Origin of the sequence: Agrobacterium sp. a22-2 (assembly GCF_012276985.1) — a bacterium.
In the GTDB taxonomy this organism is placed as follows: domain Bacteria; phylum Pseudomonadota; class Alphaproteobacteria; order Rhizobiales; family Rhizobiaceae; genus Allorhizobium.
The window spans coordinates 88191-109842 of sequence record NZ_JAAXMM010000006.1; the positions used below are offsets into that span (position 1 = coordinate 88191).

Annotated in this window: 18 protein-coding genes, 1 tRNA gene and 1 riboswitch; of the genes, 14 read left to right on the top strand and 5 right to left on the bottom strand. The window is 63.4% G+C overall.

Annotated elements, in window-relative coordinates; all coding sequences use genetic code 11:
- Positions 1–66 precede the first annotated feature (66 nt).
- From HFC70_RS11040 to HFC70_RS11055, 4 genes are all read left to right on the top strand, one after another.
- Positions 67–921, top strand: a complete 855-nt coding sequence (locus tag HFC70_RS11040; protein ID WP_168473519.1) for a MoxR family ATPase — start codon at positions 67–69, stop codon at positions 919–921.
- A gap of 71 nt (positions 922–992) precedes the next feature.
- Positions 993–1070, top strand: a riboswitch (SAM riboswitch).
- A gap of 78 nt (positions 1071–1148) precedes the next feature.
- Complete coding sequence (metA, locus tag HFC70_RS11045) at positions 1149–2087, top strand: homoserine O-succinyltransferase (protein WP_168473293.1); 939 nt, start codon at positions 1149–1151, stop codon at positions 2085–2087.
- A 13-nt stretch (positions 2088–2100) separates the two neighbouring features.
- A complete protein-coding gene (locus tag HFC70_RS11050) occupies positions 2101–3291 on the top strand; it encodes a VWA domain-containing protein (RefSeq protein WP_168473294.1) in 1191 nt (396 codons plus the stop codon).
- Positions 3292–3376: 85 nt separating this feature from the next.
- Positions 3377–4387 (top strand): aldose epimerase family protein, encoded by a 1011-nt coding sequence (locus HFC70_RS11055; RefSeq protein ID WP_168473295.1) that lies wholly within the window; start codon positions 3377–3379, stop codon positions 4385–4387.
- 111 nt (positions 4388–4498) lie between these two features.
- Here HFC70_RS11055 and putA read toward each other — a convergent pair whose 3' ends face one another.
- Positions 4499–8185, bottom strand: a complete 3687-nt coding sequence (gene putA, locus HFC70_RS11060; protein WP_168473296.1) for a trifunctional transcriptional regulator/proline dehydrogenase/L-glutamate gamma-semialdehyde dehydrogenase — start codon at positions 8183–8185, stop codon at positions 4499–4501.
- A gap of 444 nt (positions 8186–8629) precedes the next feature.
- Positions 8630–8704, bottom strand: a tRNA-Gly gene (locus HFC70_RS11065).
- A 269-nt stretch (positions 8705–8973) separates the two neighbouring features.
- Between HFC70_RS11065 and HFC70_RS11070 the strand changes: the two genes are divergently transcribed.
- The 4 genes from HFC70_RS11070 to HFC70_RS11085 all read left to right on the top strand — a co-directional run bounded on the left by HFC70_RS11070 (position 8974) and on the right by HFC70_RS11085 (position 11486).
- Positions 8974–9483 carry a prolyl-tRNA synthetase associated domain-containing protein gene (locus tag HFC70_RS11070; protein ID WP_168473297.1) on the top strand — a complete coding sequence of 170 codons (510 nt, stop codon included), beginning with the start codon at positions 8974–8976 and terminating at the stop codon, positions 9481–9483.
- Between the two features lie 58 nt (positions 9484–9541).
- Entirely contained in the window at positions 9542–10498 is a 957-nt protein-coding gene (gene trxA, locus HFC70_RS11075; protein WP_168473298.1) for a thioredoxin, read from the top strand.
- Between the two features lie 103 nt (positions 10499–10601).
- Positions 10602–11282: an LON peptidase substrate-binding domain-containing protein gene (locus HFC70_RS11080; protein WP_168473299.1), complete on the top strand. Its 681-nt coding sequence runs from the start codon at positions 10602–10604 to the stop codon at positions 11280–11282.
- Between the two features lie 15 nt (positions 11283–11297).
- Positions 11298–11486 carry a Trm112 family protein gene (locus HFC70_RS11085; RefSeq protein ID WP_168473300.1) on the top strand — a complete coding sequence of 63 codons (189 nt, stop codon included), beginning with the start codon at positions 11298–11300 and terminating at the stop codon, positions 11484–11486.
- Positions 11487–11514: 28 nt separating this feature from the next.
- Here HFC70_RS11085 and HFC70_RS11090 read toward each other — a convergent pair whose 3' ends face one another.
- Positions 11515–12753, bottom strand: coding sequence for a ubiquinone biosynthesis hydroxylase (locus HFC70_RS11090; RefSeq protein WP_368669628.1), 1239 nt, complete (start codon positions 12751–12753; stop codon positions 11515–11517).
- A 60-nt stretch (positions 12754–12813) separates the two neighbouring features.
- Here HFC70_RS11090 and tesB point away from each other — a divergent pair, with 60 nt between their 5' ends.
- The 6 genes from tesB to HFC70_RS11120 all read left to right on the top strand — a co-directional run bounded on the left by tesB (position 12814) and on the right by HFC70_RS11120 (position 20449).
- Positions 12814–13698, top strand: a complete 885-nt coding sequence (gene tesB / locus HFC70_RS11095) for an acyl-CoA thioesterase II (RefSeq protein ID WP_168473302.1) — start codon at positions 12814–12816, stop codon at positions 13696–13698.
- A gap of 218 nt (positions 13699–13916) precedes the next feature.
- On the top strand, positions 13917–14267 hold the full coding sequence (locus HFC70_RS11100; protein WP_168473303.1) for a P-II family nitrogen regulator: 351 nt from the start codon (positions 13917–13919) through the stop codon (positions 14265–14267).
- 27 nt (positions 14268–14294) lie between these two features.
- Complete coding sequence (locus tag HFC70_RS11105) at positions 14295–15728, top strand: ammonium transporter (protein ID WP_168473304.1); 1434 nt, start codon at positions 14295–14297, stop codon at positions 15726–15728.
- Positions 15729–16032: 304 nt separating this feature from the next.
- On the top strand, positions 16033–18714 hold the full coding sequence (locus tag HFC70_RS11110; protein WP_168473305.1) for a DNA translocase FtsK: 2682 nt from the start codon (positions 16033–16035) through the stop codon (positions 18712–18714).
- 115 nt (positions 18715–18829) lie between these two features.
- Positions 18830–19507, top strand: a complete 678-nt coding sequence (locus HFC70_RS11115; RefSeq protein ID WP_168473306.1) for an outer membrane lipoprotein carrier protein LolA — start codon at positions 18830–18832, stop codon at positions 19505–19507.
- Between the two features lie 138 nt (positions 19508–19645).
- On the top strand, positions 19646–20449 hold the full coding sequence (locus tag HFC70_RS11120; protein WP_168473307.1) for an exodeoxyribonuclease III: 804 nt from the start codon (positions 19646–19648) through the stop codon (positions 20447–20449).
- Positions 20450–20480: 31 nt separating this feature from the next.
- Here HFC70_RS11120 and HFC70_RS11125 read toward each other — a convergent pair whose 3' ends face one another.
- The gene (locus tag HFC70_RS11125) at positions 20481–20936 is read right to left on the bottom strand and encodes a cyclic nucleotide-binding domain-containing protein (protein ID WP_168473308.1); all 456 of its coding nucleotides are present in this window, start codon (positions 20934–20936) and stop codon (positions 20481–20483) included.
- Positions 20937–20951: 15 nt separating this feature from the next.
- On the bottom strand, positions 20952–21635 hold the full coding sequence (locus HFC70_RS11130; protein WP_168473309.1) for a response regulator transcription factor: 684 nt from the start codon (positions 21633–21635) through the stop codon (positions 20952–20954).
- Positions 21636–21652 lie beyond the last annotated feature (17 nt).

Below are 21652 nucleotides of genomic sequence, written 5' to 3' on the forward strand. Positions count from 1 at the left end.
CATGCTTGCACCCCCTCCAGGCAGCCATTAGTTTGCCCGCTGACGGACGAGACGAAAAGAGTGACGATGCAATTCCAGGGACAGTTCCGCGGAACCGACGACTATATCGCCGACAAGGATCTGATGGTGGCAGTCAATGCCGCAATCCGGCTGGAACGACCGCTGCTGGTCAAAGGAGAGCCCGGAACCGGCAAGACCGAACTGGCGCGCCAGGTGGCCAAATCGCTCGGCCTCGAGATGATCGAGTGGAACATCAAGTCGACGACCAAGGCCCAACAGGGGCTTTACGAATACGATGCCGTGTCGCGCCTCCGCGACAGCCAGCTCGGCGATCAGCGCGTCAACGATGTCGGCAATTACATCCGCCGCGGCAAGCTGTGGCAGGCGTTTGCGGCCGACAGAAAGGTCGTGCTTTTGATCGACGAGATCGACAAGGCCGATATCGAGTTCCCCAACGACTTGCTTCAGGAACTCGACCGCATGGAATTCCATGTCTACGAGACCGGCGAGACGGTGGCGGCCAAGGTCCGGCCGATCGTCATCATCACCTCCAACAACGAGAAGGAACTGCCGGACGCCTTCCTGCGCCGCTGCTTCTTCCACTATATCCGTTTCCCGGAAGCCGAAACGCTGGCGCAGATCGTCGAGGTTCATTATCCCGGCATCAAGCAGGCTCTGGTGCGTAGCGCGCTGTCGCGCTTTTACGAGATCCGCGAGACGCCGGGCCTGAAGAAACGGCCGTCGACGTCGGAGGCGCTCGACTGGATCCGGCTGCTGGTCGCCGACGATATCGATCCGGCCGATCTGCGCGCCGATGCCAGCCACGCCCTGCCCAAACTGCACGGCGCGCTGCTCAAGAACGAGCAGGACGTGCACCTGTTCGAACGCCTCGCCTTCATGGCACGCCGGGAGGGCCGGTAAGGGCATGACGGCCTTGCGGCGGCGGTGCAGCATGGTTTTTCATTGACCCGGCGTCGGCTCAGGCGTATGGAATTTTCCGTTGTGGTGATTTGGCCGGCCGGCTTGCAGCCACGTTAAAAAAATCGCTAAAGGGCCGAGGAAAGTCTGACTTCCCGAGGACCGGTTGCGATTTCGCCGCCGGTTTTTTTATTTTGCGGTACAGCCCGCAGACGCTGGAAATAAGACAGATGCCGATCAAGATTCCCGATACCTTGCCCGCCTTCGAGACCCTCGTGCATGAGGGCGTACGGGTGATGAGCGAAACGGCGGCAATCCGCCAGGATATCCGCCCCTTGCAGATCGGCCTGCTCAATCTCATGCCGAACAAGATCAAGACCGAAGTGCAGATGGCGCGCCTGGTCGGTGCCTCGCCGCTGCAGGTGGAATTCAGTCTCGTGCGGGTCGGCGGCCACAAGGCCAAGAACACTTCGGAAGACCATCTTCTGTCTTTCTACCAGACCTGGGACGAGGTGAAGGACCGCAAGTTCGACGGTTTCATCATCACGGGTGCGCCGGTCGAGACGCTGCCCTATGAAGACGTGACCTACTGGACCGAGATGCAGCAGATCTTCGACTGGACGGCGACCAATGTCCATTCGACGCTCAACGTCTGCTGGGGCGGCATGGCGGCCATCTATCATTTCCACAAGGTGCCCAAGCATGGCTTGAAGCAGAAGGCTTTCGGCGTCTATCGTCACCGCAACCTGAAGCCCTCCTCGGTCTATCTCAACGGCTTTTCCGACGATTTCCAGGTGCCGGTGTCGCGCTGGACCGAGGTGCGCCGCACTGACATCGAAAAGGTGCCGGGGCTGGAAATCCTGATGGAATCGGACGAAATGGGCGTCTGCCTGGTGCATGAAAAGGCCGGAAACCGGCTCTACATGTTCAACCACGTCGAATACGATTCGACCTCGCTGGCCGACGAATATTTCCGCGACGTCCAGGCCGGCGTCCCGATCAAGATGCCCCATGACTATTTCCCGCACAACGATCCCGAGCTTGCACCGCTGAACCGCTGGCGCAGCCATGCCCATCTGTTCTTCGGCAACTGGATCAACGAGATCTACCAGACGACGCCGTATGACATGGCTGCCATCGGCACGAAGCGGGAAGTGGAGGCGGGCTGAGTCCTGAGCGCCGATGTTCCTCCCCTTCTTCCTGAAGCTTAGACAGGCCAGGATCCCGGTGACGCTCCGGGAATTCCTGACCCTGCTTGAAGGCCTCAGCGAAGGGCTGGTGGATTTCGACGTCGAGGCCTTCTACTTCCTGGCGCGCGCGACGCTGATCAAGGACGAGCGCCATATCGACCGGTTCGATCAGGTGTTCGCCGAGAGCTTCAAGGGCCTTGAGGCCCTCGCCGGTGGCGAGGGCGATGGCATGGAGACGGTCGAGGTCCCCGAGGACTGGCTGCGCAAGCTGGCGGAAAAGCATTTGAGCGACGAGGACAAGGCGCTGATCGAAAGCCTTGGCGGCTTCGAAGCGCTGATGGAGACGCTGCGCCAGCGGCTCGAGGAGCAGAAGGGCCGCCACCAGGGCGGTTCGAAATGGATCGGCACGGCCGGCACCTCGCCGTTCGGCGCCTATGGTTACAATCCGGAGGGCGTGCGCATCGGCCAGGACGGATCGCGCCACCGCCGGGCGGTCAAGGTCTGGGACCGGCGCGATTTCCGCAATCTCGACGACACGGTCGAACTCGGCACCCGCAATATCAAGGTGGCGCTGCGCCGGCTGCGGCGCTTCATCCGCGAGGGGGCGGCCGACGAATTCGACCTGGCCGGCACGATCCGCTCGACCGCCGAGCACGGCTATCTCGACGTGCAGACCCGGCCGGAGCGCCGCAACGCGGTCAAGCTTTTGATGTTCTTCGATATCGGCGGATCGATGGACGATCACGTGCGCGGCGTCGAGGAGCTGTTTTCGGCGGCCCGCTCGGAATTCCGGCACATGGAGCATTTCTACTTCCACAACTGCCTCTACGAGCGGGTCTGGAAGGACAACCGGCGGCGCCATGGCGAGACCATCGCGACCGACGAGATCCTGCGCACCTATGGGGCGGATTATCGGGTGATCTTTGTCGGCGACGCCGCGATGAGCCCTTACGAGATCACCCAGGCCGGCGGCTCGGTGGAGCACTGGAACCCGGAGCCGGGCGCGGTCTGGCTGAACCGTGTCACGGCGCATTTTCGAAAAACCCTCTGGCTCAATCCGTTGAAACAGGAATACTGGGGCTACACCGCATCGGTGGGCCTGATCGCGCGGCTGATGGCCGGGCGCATGCATCCGCTGACGCTCGGCGGGCTCGAGGACGCGGCCCGGGAATTGTCCCGGTAATAACATCAGAGCCGGCATCGTTACGGGACCAATTGGCATCATGCCGTCGCGGGCGGCAGGCAAAACGAGGGATGAGACATTGAGCATGGAAAAAGAAGTCTTCGGACAGACCGCCGCGGGCGAAACGGTCTATCGGGTGCATCTGCAGGGCGGCGGGCTTTCGGCTAGCGTCATGACCTGGGGCGCCGTCATCCAGGACCTGCGCCTCGAAGGGCATGCCCCGCCGCTGACCCTCGGGTTCGAGCGTTTCGAGGATTATCCGCTTTATTCCTCCTATTTCGGGGCGACACCCGGGCGCTGCTCCAACCGCATCGCCGGCGGCAGGTTCACGCTCGACGGTGAGGACTACCAGCTCGAATGCAATGAGCGTGGCGTCAACCATCTGCATGGCGGCAAGGACGGAATTGCCAAGCGTAACTGGCAGATCGTCGATCTGGCGGAGGACCGGGTCGTGCTGCAGATCATCGATCCGGACGGCCGGGCCGGTTATCCCGGCAATTGCACGGTGACTGCCACCTACCAGCTGAAGGACGAGGGCGTGCTGTCGGTCACCTATCGCTCGACCACTGATCGTCCAACGCTCGCCAATATCTGCCAGCACACCTATTTCAATCTGGACGGCCGGCCCGATGCTCTGGAGCACGATCTGATGATCGCTGCCGATCATTATCTTCCGGTCGACGACGCGCTCATTCCGACCGGCGAGCAGCGGCCGGTCACCGGCACGCCGTTCGATTTCCGCCAGATGGCGCCGATGGCCCGCTTCGTCGAGGGTGAGCAGGTACTGTTCGACCACAATTTCTGCCTGTCGAACGAGCGCGTCGCCAAGCGCAGCGTGGCTCTGGCCCGCAGCATCAATTCCGGCGTGACGCTGGAAGTGCGCACCACCGAACCCGGCGTGCAATTTTATGCCGGCACCAAGCTCAATGTCGCCGTACCGGGCCTCGAAGGCCGTACCTATGGCAAATTTGCCGGCTTCTGCCTGGAAACCCAGGTCTGGCCGGACGCGATTAATCATCCGCGGTTCCCGAATGCGGTGCTGCGGCCCGGCGAGACGCTGGTCCAGGAAACGGATTACGTGTTTTCGAAGAGCTGAGCCGGCTCAACTTTCGCGGTTCAAGTGAGGTAAGTCCCCTCTCCCCGCTTGCGGGGAGAGGGCTAGGGTGAGGGGCGAAGCCGGCGAGTAGCTTGTAAAGCGGAAGCCTTATCACCCGATCGTCATCAGGTTGGCGTTGCCGCCGGCAGCTGTCGTGTTGATGCTGACCGAGCGTTCCTCGATCAGGCGCAGCAGCGGATAGTCGCCGCCGTGCGCCCGCGGATAGACCGGAACGATGGCGCCGTCGCGGGCAGCGGCGGCCCTGGCGGTTTCGGCAAGCGCCTGCGGCGTCCCGTCGAACAGCACGGCGGACAGGTCGGCTGCCTTGGTCCAGTCGGCAACCGTCTCGACAAGCGCAGCCAGTCCCGGCGGCAGGCCATTCAGGGCCGGGCGGGCCGGATTGCCCGTTTCAACCACGGCGGTGTTGCCGGTCGAAAGGATGGCGCCGATCTGGACCAGCAGTTCTGGAGGCTCAGTGGCAAGGGCTGCGATCCTGCCGCGGGCGCAGAGCGAATAGACATTGGTTTCGCCGACCGGACCGGCAAGCTCCGCCGAATAGCCGAGCACCGAAGCCGTGGCGAAGGCCGCGCAGCGCTCCGCAGCCGCCGTGTGGGGACCGGCCTGCAGCCAGGCGCTATAGCGCGCTACCTTCGGATCGGGCCGGACGTCGGACCCGGCTGCCAGCGCCGTGGCGACGTCGGTTCCGGCCAGCCGGCCGATATAGAGCGGTCCGCCGGCCTTGGGTCCGGTTCCCGACAGCCCGCGGCCGCCGAACGGCTGCACGCCGACCACCGCACCGATGATGTTGCGGTTGATGTAGATATTGCCGGCCTCGATCCGGTCGACGACACTGGCGATCGTCTCATCGATGCGGGTGTGGAGGCCGAAGGTCAGGCCGTAGCCGGTGGCGTTCAGCGCCGTGATCAGATGGTCGAGCTGTTCGCGCCTATAGCGCAGCACATGCAGCACGGGGCCGAACACCTCGCGGCCGAGTTCGGCGATCGAGCCGATCTCGATGATCGCGGGGGCTACGAAGGTGCCGCGCTCGGTTTCGGGCCCCAGCGGCAGGCGATCGACCGCATGGCCGCTCGCCGCCATCCGGGCGATATGGCTCTCGATCGTGTCCCGCGCCTCGGCGGTGATCACCGGGCCGACATCGACCGCCAGCCGCACGGGATTGCCGACCTCCAGCTCTGCCATGGCGCCGCGCAGCATGGCAAGCGTGCGGTCGGCGATGTCCTCCTGCAGGCAGAGAACGCGCAAGGCCGAGCAACGCTGGCCGGCGCTATCGAAGGCCGAGGCGATGACATCGCCGACCACCTGCTCCGGAAGCGCCGTGGAATCGACGACGAGGGCGTTCTGGCCGCCGGTCTCGGCAATCAGCGGTACCGGCTGGCCGGCCCGTGTCAGACGCCCGGCCAGCTGCCGCTGGATCAGGCGCGCCACTTCGGTGGAGCCCGTGAACATCACCGCCGTGGTGCGCGGATCGGCGACCAGCGCCGCACCGATCTGACCTTCACCCGGCACGAGATGCAGCACGTCCCTTGGTACACCGGCCTCATGCAGCAGGCGAACCGCTTCGGCGGCGATCAACGGCGTTTCCTCGGCGGGCTTGGCCAGCACCGGCCGGCCGGCGGCCAGCGCTGCGGCAATCTGGCCGGTAAAGATCGCCAGCGGAAAATTCCACGGGCTGATGCAGACCACCGACCCGCTCTCGGCGGGACTGCGGCCGCTGCCCAGCGTGCGGCGCGCCTCTGTTGCGTAATAGCGCAGGAAATCGACCGCCTCGCGCACTTCGGCCACGGCATTGGCATAGGACTTTCCGGCTTCGCGCACGATCAGGCCGAGCAGCACCGGCATGCGGGCCTCCATGGCATCGGCGGCAGCGGAAAGGTGCTCGGCGCGCTGTTCCGCCGGGCGTGCTGCCCAGGAGGCTGCGGCGGCATCGGCGGCCGTGAAAGCGGCCGCCAGCGCCTCGGTCGTTGCCATGCGGACCCGGCCGACGGTGTCCCGGTGGTCGGCCGGATTGCGCACCGGTTGCCACTCGTGGGCCAAGCCGCTGTCGGTGGTCGGCTCGGCTCTCCAGTCGGTTGCAGCGCTGTCCTGCAGGCCATGCGACAGCAGCGTCAGCGCGCTTTCGCTGGAAAGGTCCAGTCCCTTGGCATTGCGTCGCGCGCCGCCGTAGATGTCGAGCGGGTGGAGGATGGCGGGGTGCGGCGCGCCGACCGGCTGTTCTGCGCTGACGATATCGACCGGATTGGCGGTCAGTTCCTCGACCGGCACCGACGCATCGGCAATGCGGTTGACGAAGGAGGAATTCGCACCGTTTTCCAGCAGCCTTCGCACCAGATAGGCCAGCAGCGTCTCATGGGTGCCGACCGGCGCATAGATGCGGCAGGGGCGGTTGAGATGGGCCGGGCCGACGACCTGCTTGTAGAGCGGCTCGCCCATGCCATGCAGGCACTGGAACTCGTAGCGGCCGGGCGCGAAATCCGGTCCGGCTATGGTCATGATGGCCGCCAGGGAATGGGCATTGTGGGTGGCGAATTGCGGGAAGACGGCATCGGGTGCCGCCAGTAGCTTGCGGGCGCAGGCAAGATAGGAGACGTCGGTATGGACCTTGCGGGTATAGACCGGGTAGTCGGCCAGGCCATCGACCTGGGCGCGCTTGATCTCGCTGTCCCAATAGGCGCCCTTCACCAACCGGATCATCAGCCGCTGGCCGGACCGGCGGGCCAGATCGATGATCCAGTCGATGACGAAGGGGCAGCGCTTCTGGTAGGCTTGGATGACGAAGCCGAGCCCCTTCCAGCCGGAAAGTTCCGGATCGAAGGCGAGGGCTTCCAGAAGATCGAGCGACAGTTCCAGCCGGTCGGCTTCCTCGGCGTCGATATTGAGGCCGATATCGTAGCGCTTCGACATGATCGCCAGCGCCCGGACGCGCGGCAGCAGTTCGCTCATGACGCGGGCGCTCTTGGCGCGCGAATAGCGCGGGTGCAGGGCCGACAGCTTGATGGAAATGCCGGGCCCGTCATAAACGCCGCGGCCGGCCGAGGTCTTGCCGATCGCGTGAATGGCCGCCTCGTAATCCTTCAGGTAGCGGGCGGCGTCCTCGGCCGTGGTCGCGGCCTCGCCCAGCATGTCGTAGGAATAGCGGAACCCCCTGGCCTCGAGCGCGCGACTGTTCTTCAGCGCCTCCTCGATGGTCTGGCCGGTGACGAACTGCTCGCCCATCATGCGCATGGCAAGGTCGACGCCCCGGCGGATCACCGGTTCGCCGCCGCGGGCGATCAGGCGGGTCAGCGCCGAAGACAGGGTCGTTTCGCTGGCGGTCGAGGTCAGCTTGCCGGTGACGACAAGGCCCCAGGTGGCGGCGTTGACGAACAGCGAGGCGCTCTTGCCGAGATGGGAGCGCCAGTCGCCGCCCGATATCTTGTCGCGGATCAGCGCGTCGCGCGTCGCGGTATCGGGAACGCGCAGCAGGGCCTCGGCCAGGCACATCAGCGCGACGCCCTCCTGGCTCGACAGGGAATATTCATGCACCAGGCCTTGCACGCCGCCATGCGAGACATTGGCGCGCAGGCCCTCGACCAGCCGGCGGGCAAGCGCCGCCGTCGCATCGCTGTCCGCCTTGCTCATCGCGGCCATGTCCACCAGCGGCGGCACGCAGACCGTTTCGGGCAGGCGGCAGGCATCGGTGATCGCCTGGCGCAGACCGTCGCGATCGGGAAGGGTGGCGAATGTGGCAAAGGCCGCGCCGGCATCGATGGGGGGATTGGCCTGCATATGGTCCGTCATGGGGCGCCTTCGGCTTGGAGGGTCGGTGATGATCGCCGGCCGGCCCGGACAGCATGTCCTGCACCGCAACGATCAAACGTCATGGGCGAGCTGTATATCGCGACAAACGCCGCGTAAAAAGCGGCATTTCGGCGAAATATATGGAGGAAAAAACTAGATATAGGGAGATTCGACGTGTTTTCCTGGGCAAATTGCCAGCGATGTGGTCCGCGGGATCTCGACGCGGTACCGATGAACGTTGACCTCATGACCCGATCCCCGATTTCAAACGGATGATGCCGGGGCCTGTTCATGCTGGCAAGGGGTTTTGCAGGTGGTGGAGAAGGCGCGAAGTGCGGCGCGCCACAGGTTCGGCCGTCTGGATTGCGCGGGTGGCGCAAACGGCTCGACAACAGAGAGCCAGGTTTCCCCGGTCTGCAAGCCATTCAAATTTCTGAGAGAAATTGGAGCGGGTGAAGCGATTCGAACGCTCGACCCCAACCTTGGCAAGGTTGTGCTCTACCCCTGAGCTACACCCGCTCATCACCTCGGTCCGGGGGTATTCGGTGAACCGTGGGTCGCTGTCTTGCGGCGACGGGCGCTATATGGCCCAACCGAATTTCAAATGCAACAGGGAAATGACGACGGAACGAAGAAAAAATTGCCGGCCCGTTTCGCAATGGCGGCAAACCCTTGGTCCACAAGGTCTTTGGGCGGGCATGGCGATTGCCAATCCTTGAGCGCGGACGTATCACCGTGCCGACAAACCGGCATTCGCCGTTCCGTGATCGATGCAAAAGAGACCTGCCATGACTGCGACCGCTCCCAAGACCGCCGAAGACCTGTTCCGTTTTCTCGATGACCTTGGCATTCCCCACCAGACCAAGACCCATGCGCCGGTCTTTACCGTGGCCGAATCGGTGTCGCTGCGCGATGAGATTCCCGGCGGCCATACCAAGAACCTGTTCGTCAAGGACAAGAAGGACCAGTTCTTCCTGCTGACGGTTGAGGAAAATGCCATCGTCGACCTGAAGACCGTGCACACGCTGATCGGTGCGGCCAGCAAGGTATCGTTCGGCAAGCCGGAAAAGCTGATGGAGTATCTGGGCGTCATTCCCGGTGCGGTCACGACGCTCGGCGCCATCAACGACACCGGCCATAATGTCACCTTCGTGCTCGATGCGGACCTGATGGAGCATGACATCATCAACTGCCATCCGCTGTCCAACGACGCGACGACCTCGCTGGCGCGGGCCGATCTCATTCGCTTTCTTGAGGCGACCGGCCACACGCCGCTTGTCTTGAAAGTCACGGCCTGACATACGATCTAAGCAGCAGAACAAGGCCCGGCGCGGCAAGAAAAGGCGGGAGACCACGATGAGCGACACCAGCAATCCCTATGGCGGCTTCGGCGGCCAGATGACGGCGCAGGCCCATTTCGGCGAGGCGCCCGCCAAGGCTCTTGTCGGCGATACGACCACATCAGGCTTTGCCAAGGACGTGCTCGAGGAATCGCGGCGCCAGCCGGTGCTGGTCGATTTCTGGGCGCCCTGGTGCGGCCCGTGCAAGCAGCTCCAGCCGATGATTGAAAAGGTCGTCAACGAGGCCAATGGCCGCGTCAAGCTGGTCAAGCTCAATATCGACGATCATCCGGCCATCCCGGGCCAGCTCGGCATCCAGTCGATCCCGGCCGTCGTCGCCTTTGTCGACGGTCGCCCGGTCGATGGCTTCATGGGCGCCATCCCGGAGAGCCAGATCCGCCAGTTCATCGAGAAGCTGGGCGGTTCGAACGAGGCCGATGCGGCCGCCGAAATCGCTGCCGTTCTGGAAGAAGCCAAGGGCCTGCTGGCAGCCGGCGATTTCGAAGGGGCCGCACAGCTCTATGGCGCGGTGATGCAGGCCGCGCCCGACAATGCCGTGGCGGTGGCCGGCATCGCCGAATGCATGATCGCCTCCAACCAGCATGAACGCGCCCGCCAGCTTTTGGAGAGCATGCCGGCGGAGATGTCGGCGGCTGTCGAGATCCAGGCGGTGCTGAAGAAGCTCGACCAGATCGATGAGGCCCGCAAGCTCGGCGATCCGGTGGCGCTGGAGCATCAGCTGGCGCTCAATCCAGATGATCACGAAGCGCGCATGAAGCTTGCCAAGATTCGCAGCGTCCAGGGCAAGCGCGACGAGGCGGCCGACCATCTGCTGATGATCATGCGGCGCGACCGCACATTCGACGACGACGGCGCGCGGCGCCAGCTGCTGGAATTCTTCGATGTCTGGGGCGCCAAGGACCCGGCAACGATCCAGGCGCGCAGACGGTTGTCGTCGATCCTTTTTTCGTGACAGGCCGGCGCGCCCTTGAGTTTCGCTTCGGCTGCGCCAATTTGATAGGAAGAACCAAGGTGGGCGCGATTTCGCGCCGTAAGGCCTGGCGTGGGAGGCGTTCATGCAGGTCGGGAATGCCAGATATCTGACGGCAGGTGATGTTCCAGAGACATTGCCGATCTTTCCCTTAGCAGGGGCCCTGCTGCTGCCCGGCGGGCAATTGCCGCTCAACGTCTTTGAGCCGCGCTATCTGGCGATGTTCGATGCGGCACTGGCCGGCAATCGTCTGATCGGCATCGTGCAGCCGGCGCTCACGGAGCCGGAAGCCGCGCTCGACGCACAGGAAGCGCCGGCGCTTTGCCAGGTGGGCTGCATCGGCCGCATCACGTCATGGGCGGAAACGGGCGACGGGCGTTACATCGTGTCGCTCGGCGGCGTCTGTCGGTTCCGGGTGATCGATGAAATCGCCGGCCACAGGCCCTATCGCACGGTGCGCATCGCACCGTTCATCGCCGACCTGTCATCGGCGCAGGAAGAGAGCACGGTTGATCGGGACGGCCTGCTTTCGGCTTTCCGAGCCTATCTCGAAGCCAACAAACTGGAGGCGGACTGGGACAGCGTCAAGCGTGCCAGCAACCTGACCCTGGTCAATTCCCTGTCGATGATGTCGCCGTTCGGGCCGGCCGAAAAGCAGGCCCTGCTGGAGGCGCCGGATCTGAAGACCCGCGCCGAGACGCTGGTGGCGATCACGGAAATCCTGCTGGCACGCGATTTCGGCGATGTCGATACGATGCTGCAGTGAAGGAGCATGGCCTCGATGGATGAGAAGCTGAGCCGGGTCGATCCGAAACTGCTCGAACTGCTGGTCTGCCCGCTGACCCGCGGGCGGCTTGCCTATGATCGGGAGAATAACGAACTGGTGTCGGAAAAGGCGCGGCTCGCCTATCCCATCCGCGACGGTATTCCGATCATGCTGGTGTCCGAGGCCCGCAAGATCGACGCGTGAGCTTTGATTTGCCGTCCTTGATCCGGTTTCAAATCGCCTCGCCGGCCAGGAGTTTCGGCCCACCTTTGCCGGCGGTGCCGGCCGCCTGCGAGATGAAGAAGGATTTCAGCTTCGGCAGGCGGTCGACCAGACCGAGGCCGAAATCGCGGACCACTCGGATCGGCGCGACATCGTTGGAAAACAGCCGGTTCAGCACATCCGTCGTCACGCCCATACGGAACGTGTCGAAGCGCCGCCAGGTCTGGTAGCGCTCCAGGACGTTGAGGTCGCCGATGTCGAGACCGAGGCGGTCAGCCTCGACGATGGTTTCGGCAAGGGCTGCCACATCCTTGAAGCCGAGATTGAGGCCCTGGCCGGAGATCGGGTGAATACCGTGGGCCGCATCGCCGGCCAGCGCCAGGCGCGGCGCGACGAAGGCGCGGGCGAGCGTCAGGCCAAGCGGAAAGGCGCGGCGGTCGCCGGTGGCCTTCAGGGCGCCGAGCTTGTGGCCGAAGCGCCGCTCCAGTTCCTCCTCGAAGACCAGGTCATCGGCGGCCACCAGCCGGTCGGCATCGGCCGTGCGCTCGGTCCAGACCAGCGACGAACGGTTGCCTTTCAGCGGCAGGATGGCGAAGGGGCCGGCTGGCAGGAAATGCTCCTCGGCGCAGCCCTCGTGCGGACGCTCGTGCTCGACCGTCGTGACGATGCCGGATTGTCCGTAATCCCAGGTCACCGTCTTGATGCCGGCCAGATCGCGCAGCTTCGATTTCACCCCGTCGCAGGCGACCACCAGCCGGGCGTTGAGCATCGCGCCGTCCGACAGCGTCAGTTCGGCCGCCGGGCCGCTGTTGTTGAAGCCGGTTGCCCCGGCGCCGTGGCGAATGGCGATGCCGGCCTTGGCCGCGGCGTCGCGCAGCGCTGCCACCATGCTGACATTGGGGATCATGTAGGCGAAAGGCCGGCCGTTTTCGACGGTGCCGTCGAAGGTCAGGAAAACCGGGCGCACCGGATCGCCGGTCTTCGAATCAGTGACGATCATCCGGGTGATCGGCTCGGCGTCGGGCGCGATCCTATCCCAGATGCCGAAGACCTCGAGCATGCGGGTCGCAGCCGCGATGATGGCCGATGCCCTGAGGTCCTTCTGCCATTGGCCTTCGGGCGCCGCTTCGACAACCTCGACCGACAGGTGAGGGGCCGCCTGCTTGACTGCGAGGGCGACCGACAGGCCCACATACCCACCGCCGACGACAATCAGATCCAACATGGCGCGCTCCCTTGCTGCTTGTATCCGTGTTCTGTCCTATATAGATCAGCCTTGAACATCTTCCTACAACCGGGGTCGTCAAAAATGTCGCAGGAGCGTGAAAACCAGACCGCCATGGATCAGCTGATCCGGACGCTCGACCTGGAAAACCTCGAGGTCAACCTCTTTCGCGGCAGCAGCCCGCAGGTCGGTTGGCAGCGGGTGTTCGGTGGCCAGGTGATCGCCCAGGCCCTGATGGCGGCGCAGCGCTGCGTGGAGGCCGACCGCTTCGTCCATTCCCTGCATGCCTATTTCATGCGGCCCGGCGATCCGGCCGTGCCGATCATCTACCAGGTCGAGCGCATTCGCGACGGCTCGAGCTTTGCCACAAGGCGCGTGGTCGCCATCCAGCACGGCAAGGCAATCTTCTCGATGTCGGCATCCTTCCAGCAGGAGGAGGAAGGGTTCGACCACCAGGTCGCCATGCCGGATGTCAAGCAGCCGGAAGAGCTGATGGGCGAGACCGAATTCCGCGAGGTTTTCCTGTCCCAGGCGCCTGAAAACGTTCGCAAATATTGGGGTCGCGAGCGGCCGGTGGAAATCCGCCCGGTATCGCTCGTCCACTATCTCACCAAGGACAAGCTGGAACCGGAAGCGCATATCTGGGTGCGGCCGACCGGTGCCGTCCCTGATGACCGGCACTACCAGGCGGCGGTGCTCGCCTATCTTTCCGACATGACGCTGCTCGACACCTCGCTCTATGCCCATGGCCGATCGATCTTCGACCCTAGCCTGCAGGTCGCCAGCCTCGATCATGCCATGTGGTTCCATCGTCCCTCGGCGCTCGACGACTGGCTGCTCTACACCCAGGACAGCCCGAGTGCCTTTGGAGCGCGCGGAATGACCCGGGGCAGCCTCTACAGTCGGACGGGGTCTTTGATCGCCTCGGTGGCGCAGGAAGGCCTGATTCGGAAAAAGGCAAATGATTAATTATTGAGCATTTTTTGAAAAGTGCACAAGATTTGCCCGCCCAACGGCCATTCAACTGCCTGTTTCTTAGCTGATTATCTTATAGTCTTTAGAATTCAATAACTTATTCCCCGGCCTCCAATCTGGCACATACTTTGAATGTCACAAGCCAGTCGCTGCTTAATTGATCTTGCCAGCGGCAAGGAGAGTCGGCTCCGCGCCGAAGGACAAACATAAGGATGGGAAACCAGATGAAGATTGTGATGGCCATTATCAAGCCGTTCAAGCTCGATGAGGTCCGCGAGGCTCTGACCGCTGTTGGCATTCAGGGCCTGACCGTGACCGAGGTCAAGGGATACGGACGTCAGAAGGGACACACCGAAATCTATCGCGGAACGGAATATGCCGTTAGCTTTCTGCCGAAGTTGAAGGTCGAGATCGCGGTCGCGTCCGATATCGCGGACAAGGCTGTCGAGGCTATCGCCTCTGCCGCCAAGACCGGGCAGATCGGCGATGGAAAGATTTTCGTCTACTCGATCGATCAGGCCGTGCGCATTCGTACCGGCGAAACCAATACCGAAGCGTTGTAAGAACGGCTGTAAGGGGAGTTGTTTCTGATGTCATTTTCCAAATTTCCATCTTCTATCGCGCGCTTGAGCGCCGCCACGGCCGCCTTGCTGGCGCCGGCGATCGCCTTTGCGCAGGACGCGGCCGCTCCGGCCGTTGCCGAAGCAGCAGCGGCTGCTCCGGCCATGACCGTTGACAAGGGCGACACCACCTGGATGTTGATCTCGTCGGCGCTGGTTCTTCTGATGACCGTGCCGGGCCTGGCCCTGTTCTACGGTGGTCTCGTGCGCACCAAGAACATGCTTTCGGTGGCCATGCAGGTTCTGATGATCGCCGCAGTCGCGATGCTCGTCTGGGTCGCCTACGGCTATTCGCTGGCGTTTACCGACGGCGGTTCGCTGAACAGCTTTGTCGGTGGTTTCTCCAAGATGTTCCTGGCCGGCGTCGACGTCACGACGGTGGCGGAAAGCTTCTCCAAGGGCGTCGCCATTCCGGAGTTGACCTTCGTCGTCTTCCAGATGACCTTTGCCGCCATCACGCCCGGCCTGATCATCGGTGCCTTCGCCGAACGCATCAAGTTCTCCGCCGTCATCCTCTTCACCATCCTGTGGCTCACCTTCATCTACTTCCCGATGGCCCACATGGTCTGGTTCTGGGGCGGCCCGAGCGCCTATGACGGCCCGACCGGCCTGATCTTCGGCTTCGGCGCCATCGACTTCGCCGGCGGCACCGTCGTCCACATCAATGCCGGCATCGCTGGTCTCGTCGGCGCCATCATGGTCGGCAAGCGCACCGGTTACGGCAAGGACATGATGGCACCCCATTCCATGACGCTCACCATGGTCGGCGCTTCGCTGCTGTGGGTCGGTTGGTTCGGCTTCAACGCCGGTTCCAACCTGGAATCGAACGCCTATGCCGCGCTTGCCATGATCAACACCTTCGTTGCCACCGCCGCCGCCATCGTCTCCTGGGCGATCGTCGAAACCTTCAGCCGCGGCAAGGCCTCGATGCTGGGTGCAGCGTCCGGTGCCGTTGCCGGTCTCGTCGTGATCACGCCTGCCGCCGGCTTTGCCGGCCCGATGGGCGCCATCGTCATGGGCCTCGTGGTCTCGCCGATCTGCTACTTCTTCGTCTCTACCGTGAAGAACAAGTTCGGCTATGACGACACCGCAGACGTCTTCGGCGTTCACTGCATCGGCGGCATCATCGGTGCCCTGTTGACCGGCGTCTTCGTCAACCCGGCTCTCGGCGGCGCTGGCATCGTCGATTATTCGACGGCCGATTTCGCTGCAGGTTATGCCGGCACGGTGACCCAGGTCTGGGCACAGTTCAAGGGCGTCATCGTCACCGTTCTGTGGTCGGGCATTGGCTCGGCGATCCTGTTCAAGATCGTTGATGTCATCGTCGGCCTGCGCGTTCCGGTGGAAGCCGAGCGCGAAGGTCTCGACCTCGCCTCCCACGGCGAAGCAGCCTATCACTCTTAAGTGCGACGCGGCGCCGGTCTCCGGCGCCGCGTTTCCTCCCGTCGCGGCTTTCCTGAAAGACGCGTTTGGCCCGGACAGCAATGTCCGGGCTATTTTTTTGTCCTCCGCACGGCCCTGCTGTCGCCGCTTGCGATAAAGGTCTGTGCCTTTTGCCCAACAAGGGCCGCGAAACCTCTCCATGGTTAAAGGGGTGTTAACCGACCCGTTGATACTCTGCCACAGAGCGGGGCATGCGTGGTTCGAGTGAACTTCTCTTGCCGCAGCGGCAAGTCACGGACCTATCAAGAACGGCAGGCGGAAAATTATGAGCAGAAGCACGTCAGCGTCGATGGAGGAGCGCTCCGGCCGTTTGGCCATCACCGCATTCGTGGTGCGACAGATCCTGGCGTTGGCCGGATTCGGGCTTTTCCTGTTCCTGGTGCTGGCCGTCGCTGCCCTTGCCACATGGAATGTCGCCGATCCGAGCTTCTCCTACGCCACCGGCAATCAGCCGACCAATATCCTCGGCTATGCCGGTGCTGCCTTTGCCGATCTGATGATGCAGTTTCTCGGCCTGTCCAGCGTCATTGCCCTGTTGCCGGTGCTCGCCTGGTCGCTGGCGCTGATTTCCGGCCGGACGATCAATCGCATCCCCGCGCGCATCGCCACCTGGCTGGTCGGCGCGCTGGTAGCCTCTGCCGTCATCGGCTGCTTCCCGCCGCCGTTGACCTGGCCGATCCCCAACGGTATCGGCGGCGTGCTCGGCGACATGATCCTGCGGTTCCCGGCACTGTTCATCGGCGCCTATCCGACCGGCAATTTCGCCATGGTGGTCGGCGGCATCTTTTCTGTTCCGGCGATCTGGCTGCTGCTCTTTGCCGCCGGCATCATCGGCCGCGAGATGGTCGAGCCGGATGAGGACGAGGCGCCGATCAAGCCGGTCAAGGCGCGTCCTGCCAAACCGGTCGTCGAGGACGACGAGGACGATAGCGCCGGTCCCTTTGCGCTGGCTTTCGGTGCCATGGCCCATGGCTGGTACATGACGCAGACCCGTATCCGCCGGCTGTTCGGCGTCAAGCCGCGCCGCCGCGACCGGTCGCAGTTCGAACAGCCCTATGATTTCAACGATGACGAATTCGGTGCGCTGAACGAGCCGGTGCGACCGAAGGTCATGGGCGACGGCATGCGGGCCGAGCCGCCGATGGACATGCCGGCGGAACGGCGGCGGGTGGTTGCCGCCCCGCCGATTTCCAGCCATGACGATGACGGCGATTTCGACATGGACGCCTCTCCCCGGCGACCGGTCGGCATCCTGCCGGATGACGACGAGGATGTGGATTACGGATGGGTCGCCCCACCGGAGGCCCGTCCCGCTGCATCCGCTGCCCCACCGCGGGCCTCGGCACGGGTTGCCGCGCCGCCGCCGCGGCCCAAGCCCGGCGCCCGCATCGAGAAGGAGGCGCAGACCTCGTTCATCCGTCCGGACGGCTTCCAGCTTCCGCCGATCCATCTTCTGGCCGAACCCAAGGCCATTGCGCGCGATGCCACGCTGTCGGCCGAAGCGCTGGAGCAGAATGCCCGCATGCTGGAAGGCGTGCTGGAGGATTTCGGCGTCAAGGGCGAGATCATCCATGTGCGCCCCGGTCCGGTCGTCACGCTCTATGAACTGGAGCCGGCGCCCGGCATCAAGTCGTCGCGCGTCATCGGCCTTGCCGATGATATCGCCCGCTCGATGAGCGCGATCGCCGCGCGTGTCGCCGTGGTGCCCGGCCGCAACGCCATCGGCATCGAATTGCCGAACCAGCGCCGCGAGACCGTCTACCTGCGCGAGATGATCGGCTCCAGAGATTTCGAGCAGAGCAAGGCCAAGCTTGCCATGGCGCTCGGCAAGACGATCGGCGGCGAGCCGGTTATCGTCGACATCGCCAAGATGCCGCATCTGCTGGTCGCCGGAACCACCGGCTCGGGCAAGTCGGTGGCGATCAACACGATGATCCTGTCGCTGGTCTATCGCATGACGCCGGAGAAGTGCCGGTTGATCATGATCGATCCGAAAATGCTCGAACTCTCCGTCTATGACGGCATTCCCCATCTGCTGTCGCCTGTCGTCACCGATCCGAAGAAGGCCGTCGTGGCGCTGAAATGGACGGTGCGCGAGATGGAAGAGCGCTACAAGAAGATGTCGAAGATCGGCGTGCGCAATATCGACGGCTTCAACAGTCGCGTCGAGCAGGCGATCGAAAAGGGCGAGGTGCTGACCCGCACCGTGCAGACCGGCTTCGACCGCCAGACCGGCGAGGCGATCTACGAGACGGAAGAATTCGACCTGCAGCCGATCCCCTATATCGTCGTCATCATCGACGAAATGGCCGACCTGATGATGGTGGCCGGCAAGGATATCGAAGGCGCCGTGCAGCGGCTGGCCCAGATGGCGCGCGCCGCCGGCATCCATGTGATCATGGCGACGCAGCGTCCTTCGGTCGATGTCATCACCGGCACGATCAAGGCCAATTTCCCGACCCGTATCTCCTTCCAGGTGACGTCGAAGATCGACAGCCGCACCATCCTGGGTGAACAGGGTGCCGAGCAGCTGCTGGGCATGGGCGACATGCTCTACATGGCCGGCGGCGGCCGCATCCAGCGCGTGCATGGTCCCTTCGTGTCCGACACCGAAGTCGAGGAGATCGTCGCTTACCTCAAGACGCAAGGCTCGCCGCAATATCTCGACGCGATCACCATCGACGACGATGACGACGAAGGCGGCAGCGGTCCGGCCGGTGCGGCCAACCTGGCCGATTCGGACGACCCTTACGACCAGGCCGTGGCCATCGTGCTGCGCGATGGCAAGGCCTCCACCTCCTATATCCAACGGCGCCTCGGTATCGGCTACAACCGGGCCGCCTCGCTGATCGAGCGCATGGAGAAGGAGGGCCTGATCGGGGCTGCCAACCACGCTGGCAAGCGCGAGATTCTGGTGCCGACGGAAGCCGATATCATCGAACGCTAGAACCGTTCCGGAGCGCTTCTGCGGTCCGGACATCGCCACCTGCCGGCGCCTGCCGGTCATCGTCATGATGACGCCGTGTTTTTCGGCGAGGGAAGGCGCATTGAAGGAGATTGAAATGTCTGACATCAAAGCCGATCTTTCGCCAACCCATCTGTCGCGTTCCGTTCTGACGCGCCGCCGGTTGATCGCCGGTGCCGCGGGTCTTGGCACTGCGGTGTGGCTGTTCGGGCCATCGGCCTTTGCCGCCGCCGACGAAAATGCGGCGCAGAAAGTGGCCGACCATTTTTCGTCGGTGAAGACCATGACTGGCGAGTTCGTGCAGTTCGGACCGCGCGGCGAACAGACGGCCGGCAAGTTTTTCATCGAACGTCCGGGCAAGCTGCGCTTCAACTATGAGGCGCCGTCGCCGATGCGGGTGATCTCGGATGGCCGCAATGTCGTCATCGGCAATGTCAAGCTGAAGACCTGGGACATCTACCCGCTGTCGAAGACACCGCTCAGCCTGCTTTTGTCCGACAAGATCGATCTTGGTCATCAGATGGTGCGCGACGTGAAGCAGGAGGCGGATCTGACGACGATCGTGCTCGGCGACAAGTCGATCTTCGGCGATTCGACCATCACGCTGATGTTCGATCCGAAGACCTACGATCTGCGCCAGTGGACGATCACCGATGCGCAGGCCAAGGACACCTCGGTGATGATCTTCAACGTCCAGAACGGCCTGGCCTTCGACCCCAAGGTTTTCGAAGTGCCTTACGAGGATGTGCGCAATCGCGGCGTCAACAAGGACTGAGCGGGCTCGGTGTGAGCAATGTGGAAAAGGCGCCGCAGGCCCCAGGGGTCGGCGCCTTTTGACTGTTCAAGGCCGTCCTGATTGCCTAAACCTCGTTGAGCGCCATGGGCGGCGCGACGAGGGCAGGGACAGGACCGCATGGCATTTTCGATCACCACCTGGAACATCAATTCCGTCCGCCTGCGTCTGCCGATCGTCGAGCGCCTGCTCTCCGAGGTCCAGCCCGACATTCTCTGCCTGCAGGAAATCAAGTGCCAGAACGACCAGTTCCCGACCGAGCCCCTGCAGGCGCTGGGCTACAAGCATATCATCCTGCATGGCCAGAAGGGCTATCACGGCGTGGCCATCGCCTCAAAATTTCCGCTAACCGAAGATCATCGCCAGGACTATTGCGGGGTGGGCGATAGCCGGCACATCTCGGCGATCTTCGAACAGGGCGGCCGCCGCATCCGCATCCATAATTTCTACGTGCCGGCCGGCGGCGACGAGCCGAACCGCGACGTGAACCCGAAATTCGGCCACAAGCTCGATTTCATCGAGGAGATGAAGGCGCTGAATGCCGAAGCCGAGCCCGGAGTCTCGGCCATTCTCGTTGGCGATCTCAACATCGCGCCGCTTGAAAACGATGTCTGGTCGCACAAGCAGATGCTGAAGATCGTCAGCCATACGCCTGTTGAGACCGACGGGCTGCTGGACGTCATGCAAAAGGGGCGCTGGGTGGACCTGATGCGCCAGGTCGTCGACCCGGCCGACAAACTCTACACCTGGTGGAGCTACCGGGCCAAGGACTGGGATGCCGCCGACAAGGGCCGCCGCCTCGACCATATCTGGTCTTCGGCCGATCTCGGGCCGCTGCTGCAGCGCATCGACATCCTGCGGGACGCCCGCGGCTGGGACCGGCCGTCCGACCACGTGCCGGTCACCGCGCATTTTTCTCTCTGAAGAGGCGCCTGCGCCGATGCCGGTCTCACGATCAGGTGAACCGATATCCGAGCGAGGCCGCCTGGGTGGCAAGCGCTGCGATATTCTGGCGGATGCGGTTCTGCAGGATTTCGGCCATCTCGGGATATTCCTCGAGCAGCCGGTGGAACAGGGCGCGGGTGATGCGGATGACGTTGGAATCCTCGAGCGCGATGGCGGTGTATTTGCGCTCCACCATGGTGGCCAGCGCCAGTTCCGACAGCATGGTGCCGGGCTCGGCAATGGCCTCGACCTTCGGCTTGCCGCCACGCCCGAGCGTCGACAGTTCGAAACGGCCGCGGGCGATGACATAGGCGCATTCGGCCGGTGATTTTTCCCGAAACAGCGCCTGGCCGGCACTGATCGGCCGGTGCTCGGCGCCGAAAGCGATCAGCCGCAGCTGGTCCTTGTCCAGATCCTGGAACAGCGGAACGGCCGAAAGCAGTTCCATGTCATCGCTAAGCGCCATGCCGGTTCCTTTTCCTTACGGAATGATCTTGTAGCCGCCGTTCTCCGTGACCAGGATTTCCGCGGTGGAAGGATCCCGTTCTATCTTCTGGCGCAGGCGATAGACATGGGTTTCCAGCGTGTGGGTGGTCACGCCGGAATTGTATCCCCAGACTTCTTCGAGCAGCACGTCGCGGGTCACGACCTTCTGGCCGGCGCGATAGAGATAGCGGATGATCGCCGCTTCCTTTTCGGTGAGGCGGATCTTCTTGCCATCGTCGGTGGTGAGCAGCTTCTGGCTCGGCTTGAACAGGTAGGGACCGACCGTAAACGTGGCATCCTCGCTCTGCTCGTGCTGGCGCAGCTGGGCGCGGATGCGGGCCAGCAGCACGGCAAAGCGGAACGGCTTGGTCACATAGTCGTTGGCGCCGGCTTCCAGGCCCAGAATGGTGTCACTGTCGGTATCGTGGCCTGTCAGCATGATCACCGGCGCCTTGAAGCCGCCCTTGCGCAGCAGCTTCACCGCCTCGCGCCCGTCCATATCCGGCAGGCCGACATCCATGATCAGCAGGTCGATCTGACCGCCCCGCGCCGCCTGCATGCCCTTGGTGGCGTTCGATTCCTGCTGCAACACGAACTCTTCGTAGAGCGACAGCTGCTCCACCAGGGTGTCGCGCAGGTCGTCGTCATCATCGACCAGAAGAATGGTGCGTGCCGTCATGAAGTTCGGTCTCCCAT

Coding starts and splice junctions, on each gene's coding strand:
- HFC70_RS11040 (WP_168473519.1), top strand. CDS start 67: ATGCAATTCCAGGGACAGTTCCGCGGAACCGACGACTATATCGCCGAC.
- metA (WP_168473293.1), top strand. CDS start 1,149: ATGCCGATCAAGATTCCCGATACCTTGCCCGCCTTCGAGACCCTCGTG.
- HFC70_RS11050 (WP_168473294.1), top strand. CDS start 2,101: ATGTTCCTCCCCTTCTTCCTGAAGCTTAGACAGGCCAGGATCCCGGTG.
- HFC70_RS11055 (WP_168473295.1), top strand. CDS start 3,377: ATGGAAAAAGAAGTCTTCGGACAGACCGCCGCGGGCGAAACGGTCTAT.
- putA (WP_168473296.1), bottom strand. CDS start 8,185: ATGACGGACCATATGCAGGCCAATCCCCCCATCGATGCCGGCGCGGCC.
- HFC70_RS11070 (WP_168473297.1), top strand. CDS start 8,974: ATGACTGCGACCGCTCCCAAGACCGCCGAAGACCTGTTCCGTTTTCTC.
- trxA (WP_168473298.1), top strand. CDS start 9,542: ATGAGCGACACCAGCAATCCCTATGGCGGCTTCGGCGGCCAGATGACG.
- HFC70_RS11080 (WP_168473299.1), top strand. CDS start 10,602: ATGCAGGTCGGGAATGCCAGATATCTGACGGCAGGTGATGTTCCAGAG.
- HFC70_RS11085 (WP_168473300.1), top strand. CDS start 11,298: ATGGATGAGAAGCTGAGCCGGGTCGATCCGAAACTGCTCGAACTGCTG.
- tesB (WP_168473302.1), top strand. CDS start 12,814: ATGTCGCAGGAGCGTGAAAACCAGACCGCCATGGATCAGCTGATCCGG.
- HFC70_RS11100 (WP_168473303.1), top strand. CDS start 13,917: ATGGGAAACCAGATGAAGATTGTGATGGCCATTATCAAGCCGTTCAAG.
- HFC70_RS11105 (WP_168473304.1), top strand. CDS start 14,295: ATGTCATTTTCCAAATTTCCATCTTCTATCGCGCGCTTGAGCGCCGCC.
- HFC70_RS11110 (WP_168473305.1), top strand. CDS start 16,033: ATGAGCAGAAGCACGTCAGCGTCGATGGAGGAGCGCTCCGGCCGTTTG.
- HFC70_RS11115 (WP_168473306.1), top strand. CDS start 18,830: ATGTCTGACATCAAAGCCGATCTTTCGCCAACCCATCTGTCGCGTTCC.
- HFC70_RS11120 (WP_168473307.1), top strand. CDS start 19,646: ATGGCATTTTCGATCACCACCTGGAACATCAATTCCGTCCGCCTGCGT.
- HFC70_RS11125 (WP_168473308.1), bottom strand. CDS start 20,936: ATGGCGCTTAGCGATGACATGGAACTGCTTTCGGCCGTTCCGCTGTTC.
- HFC70_RS11130 (WP_168473309.1), bottom strand. CDS start 21,635: ATGACGGCACGCACCATTCTTCTGGTCGATGATGACGACGACCTGCGC.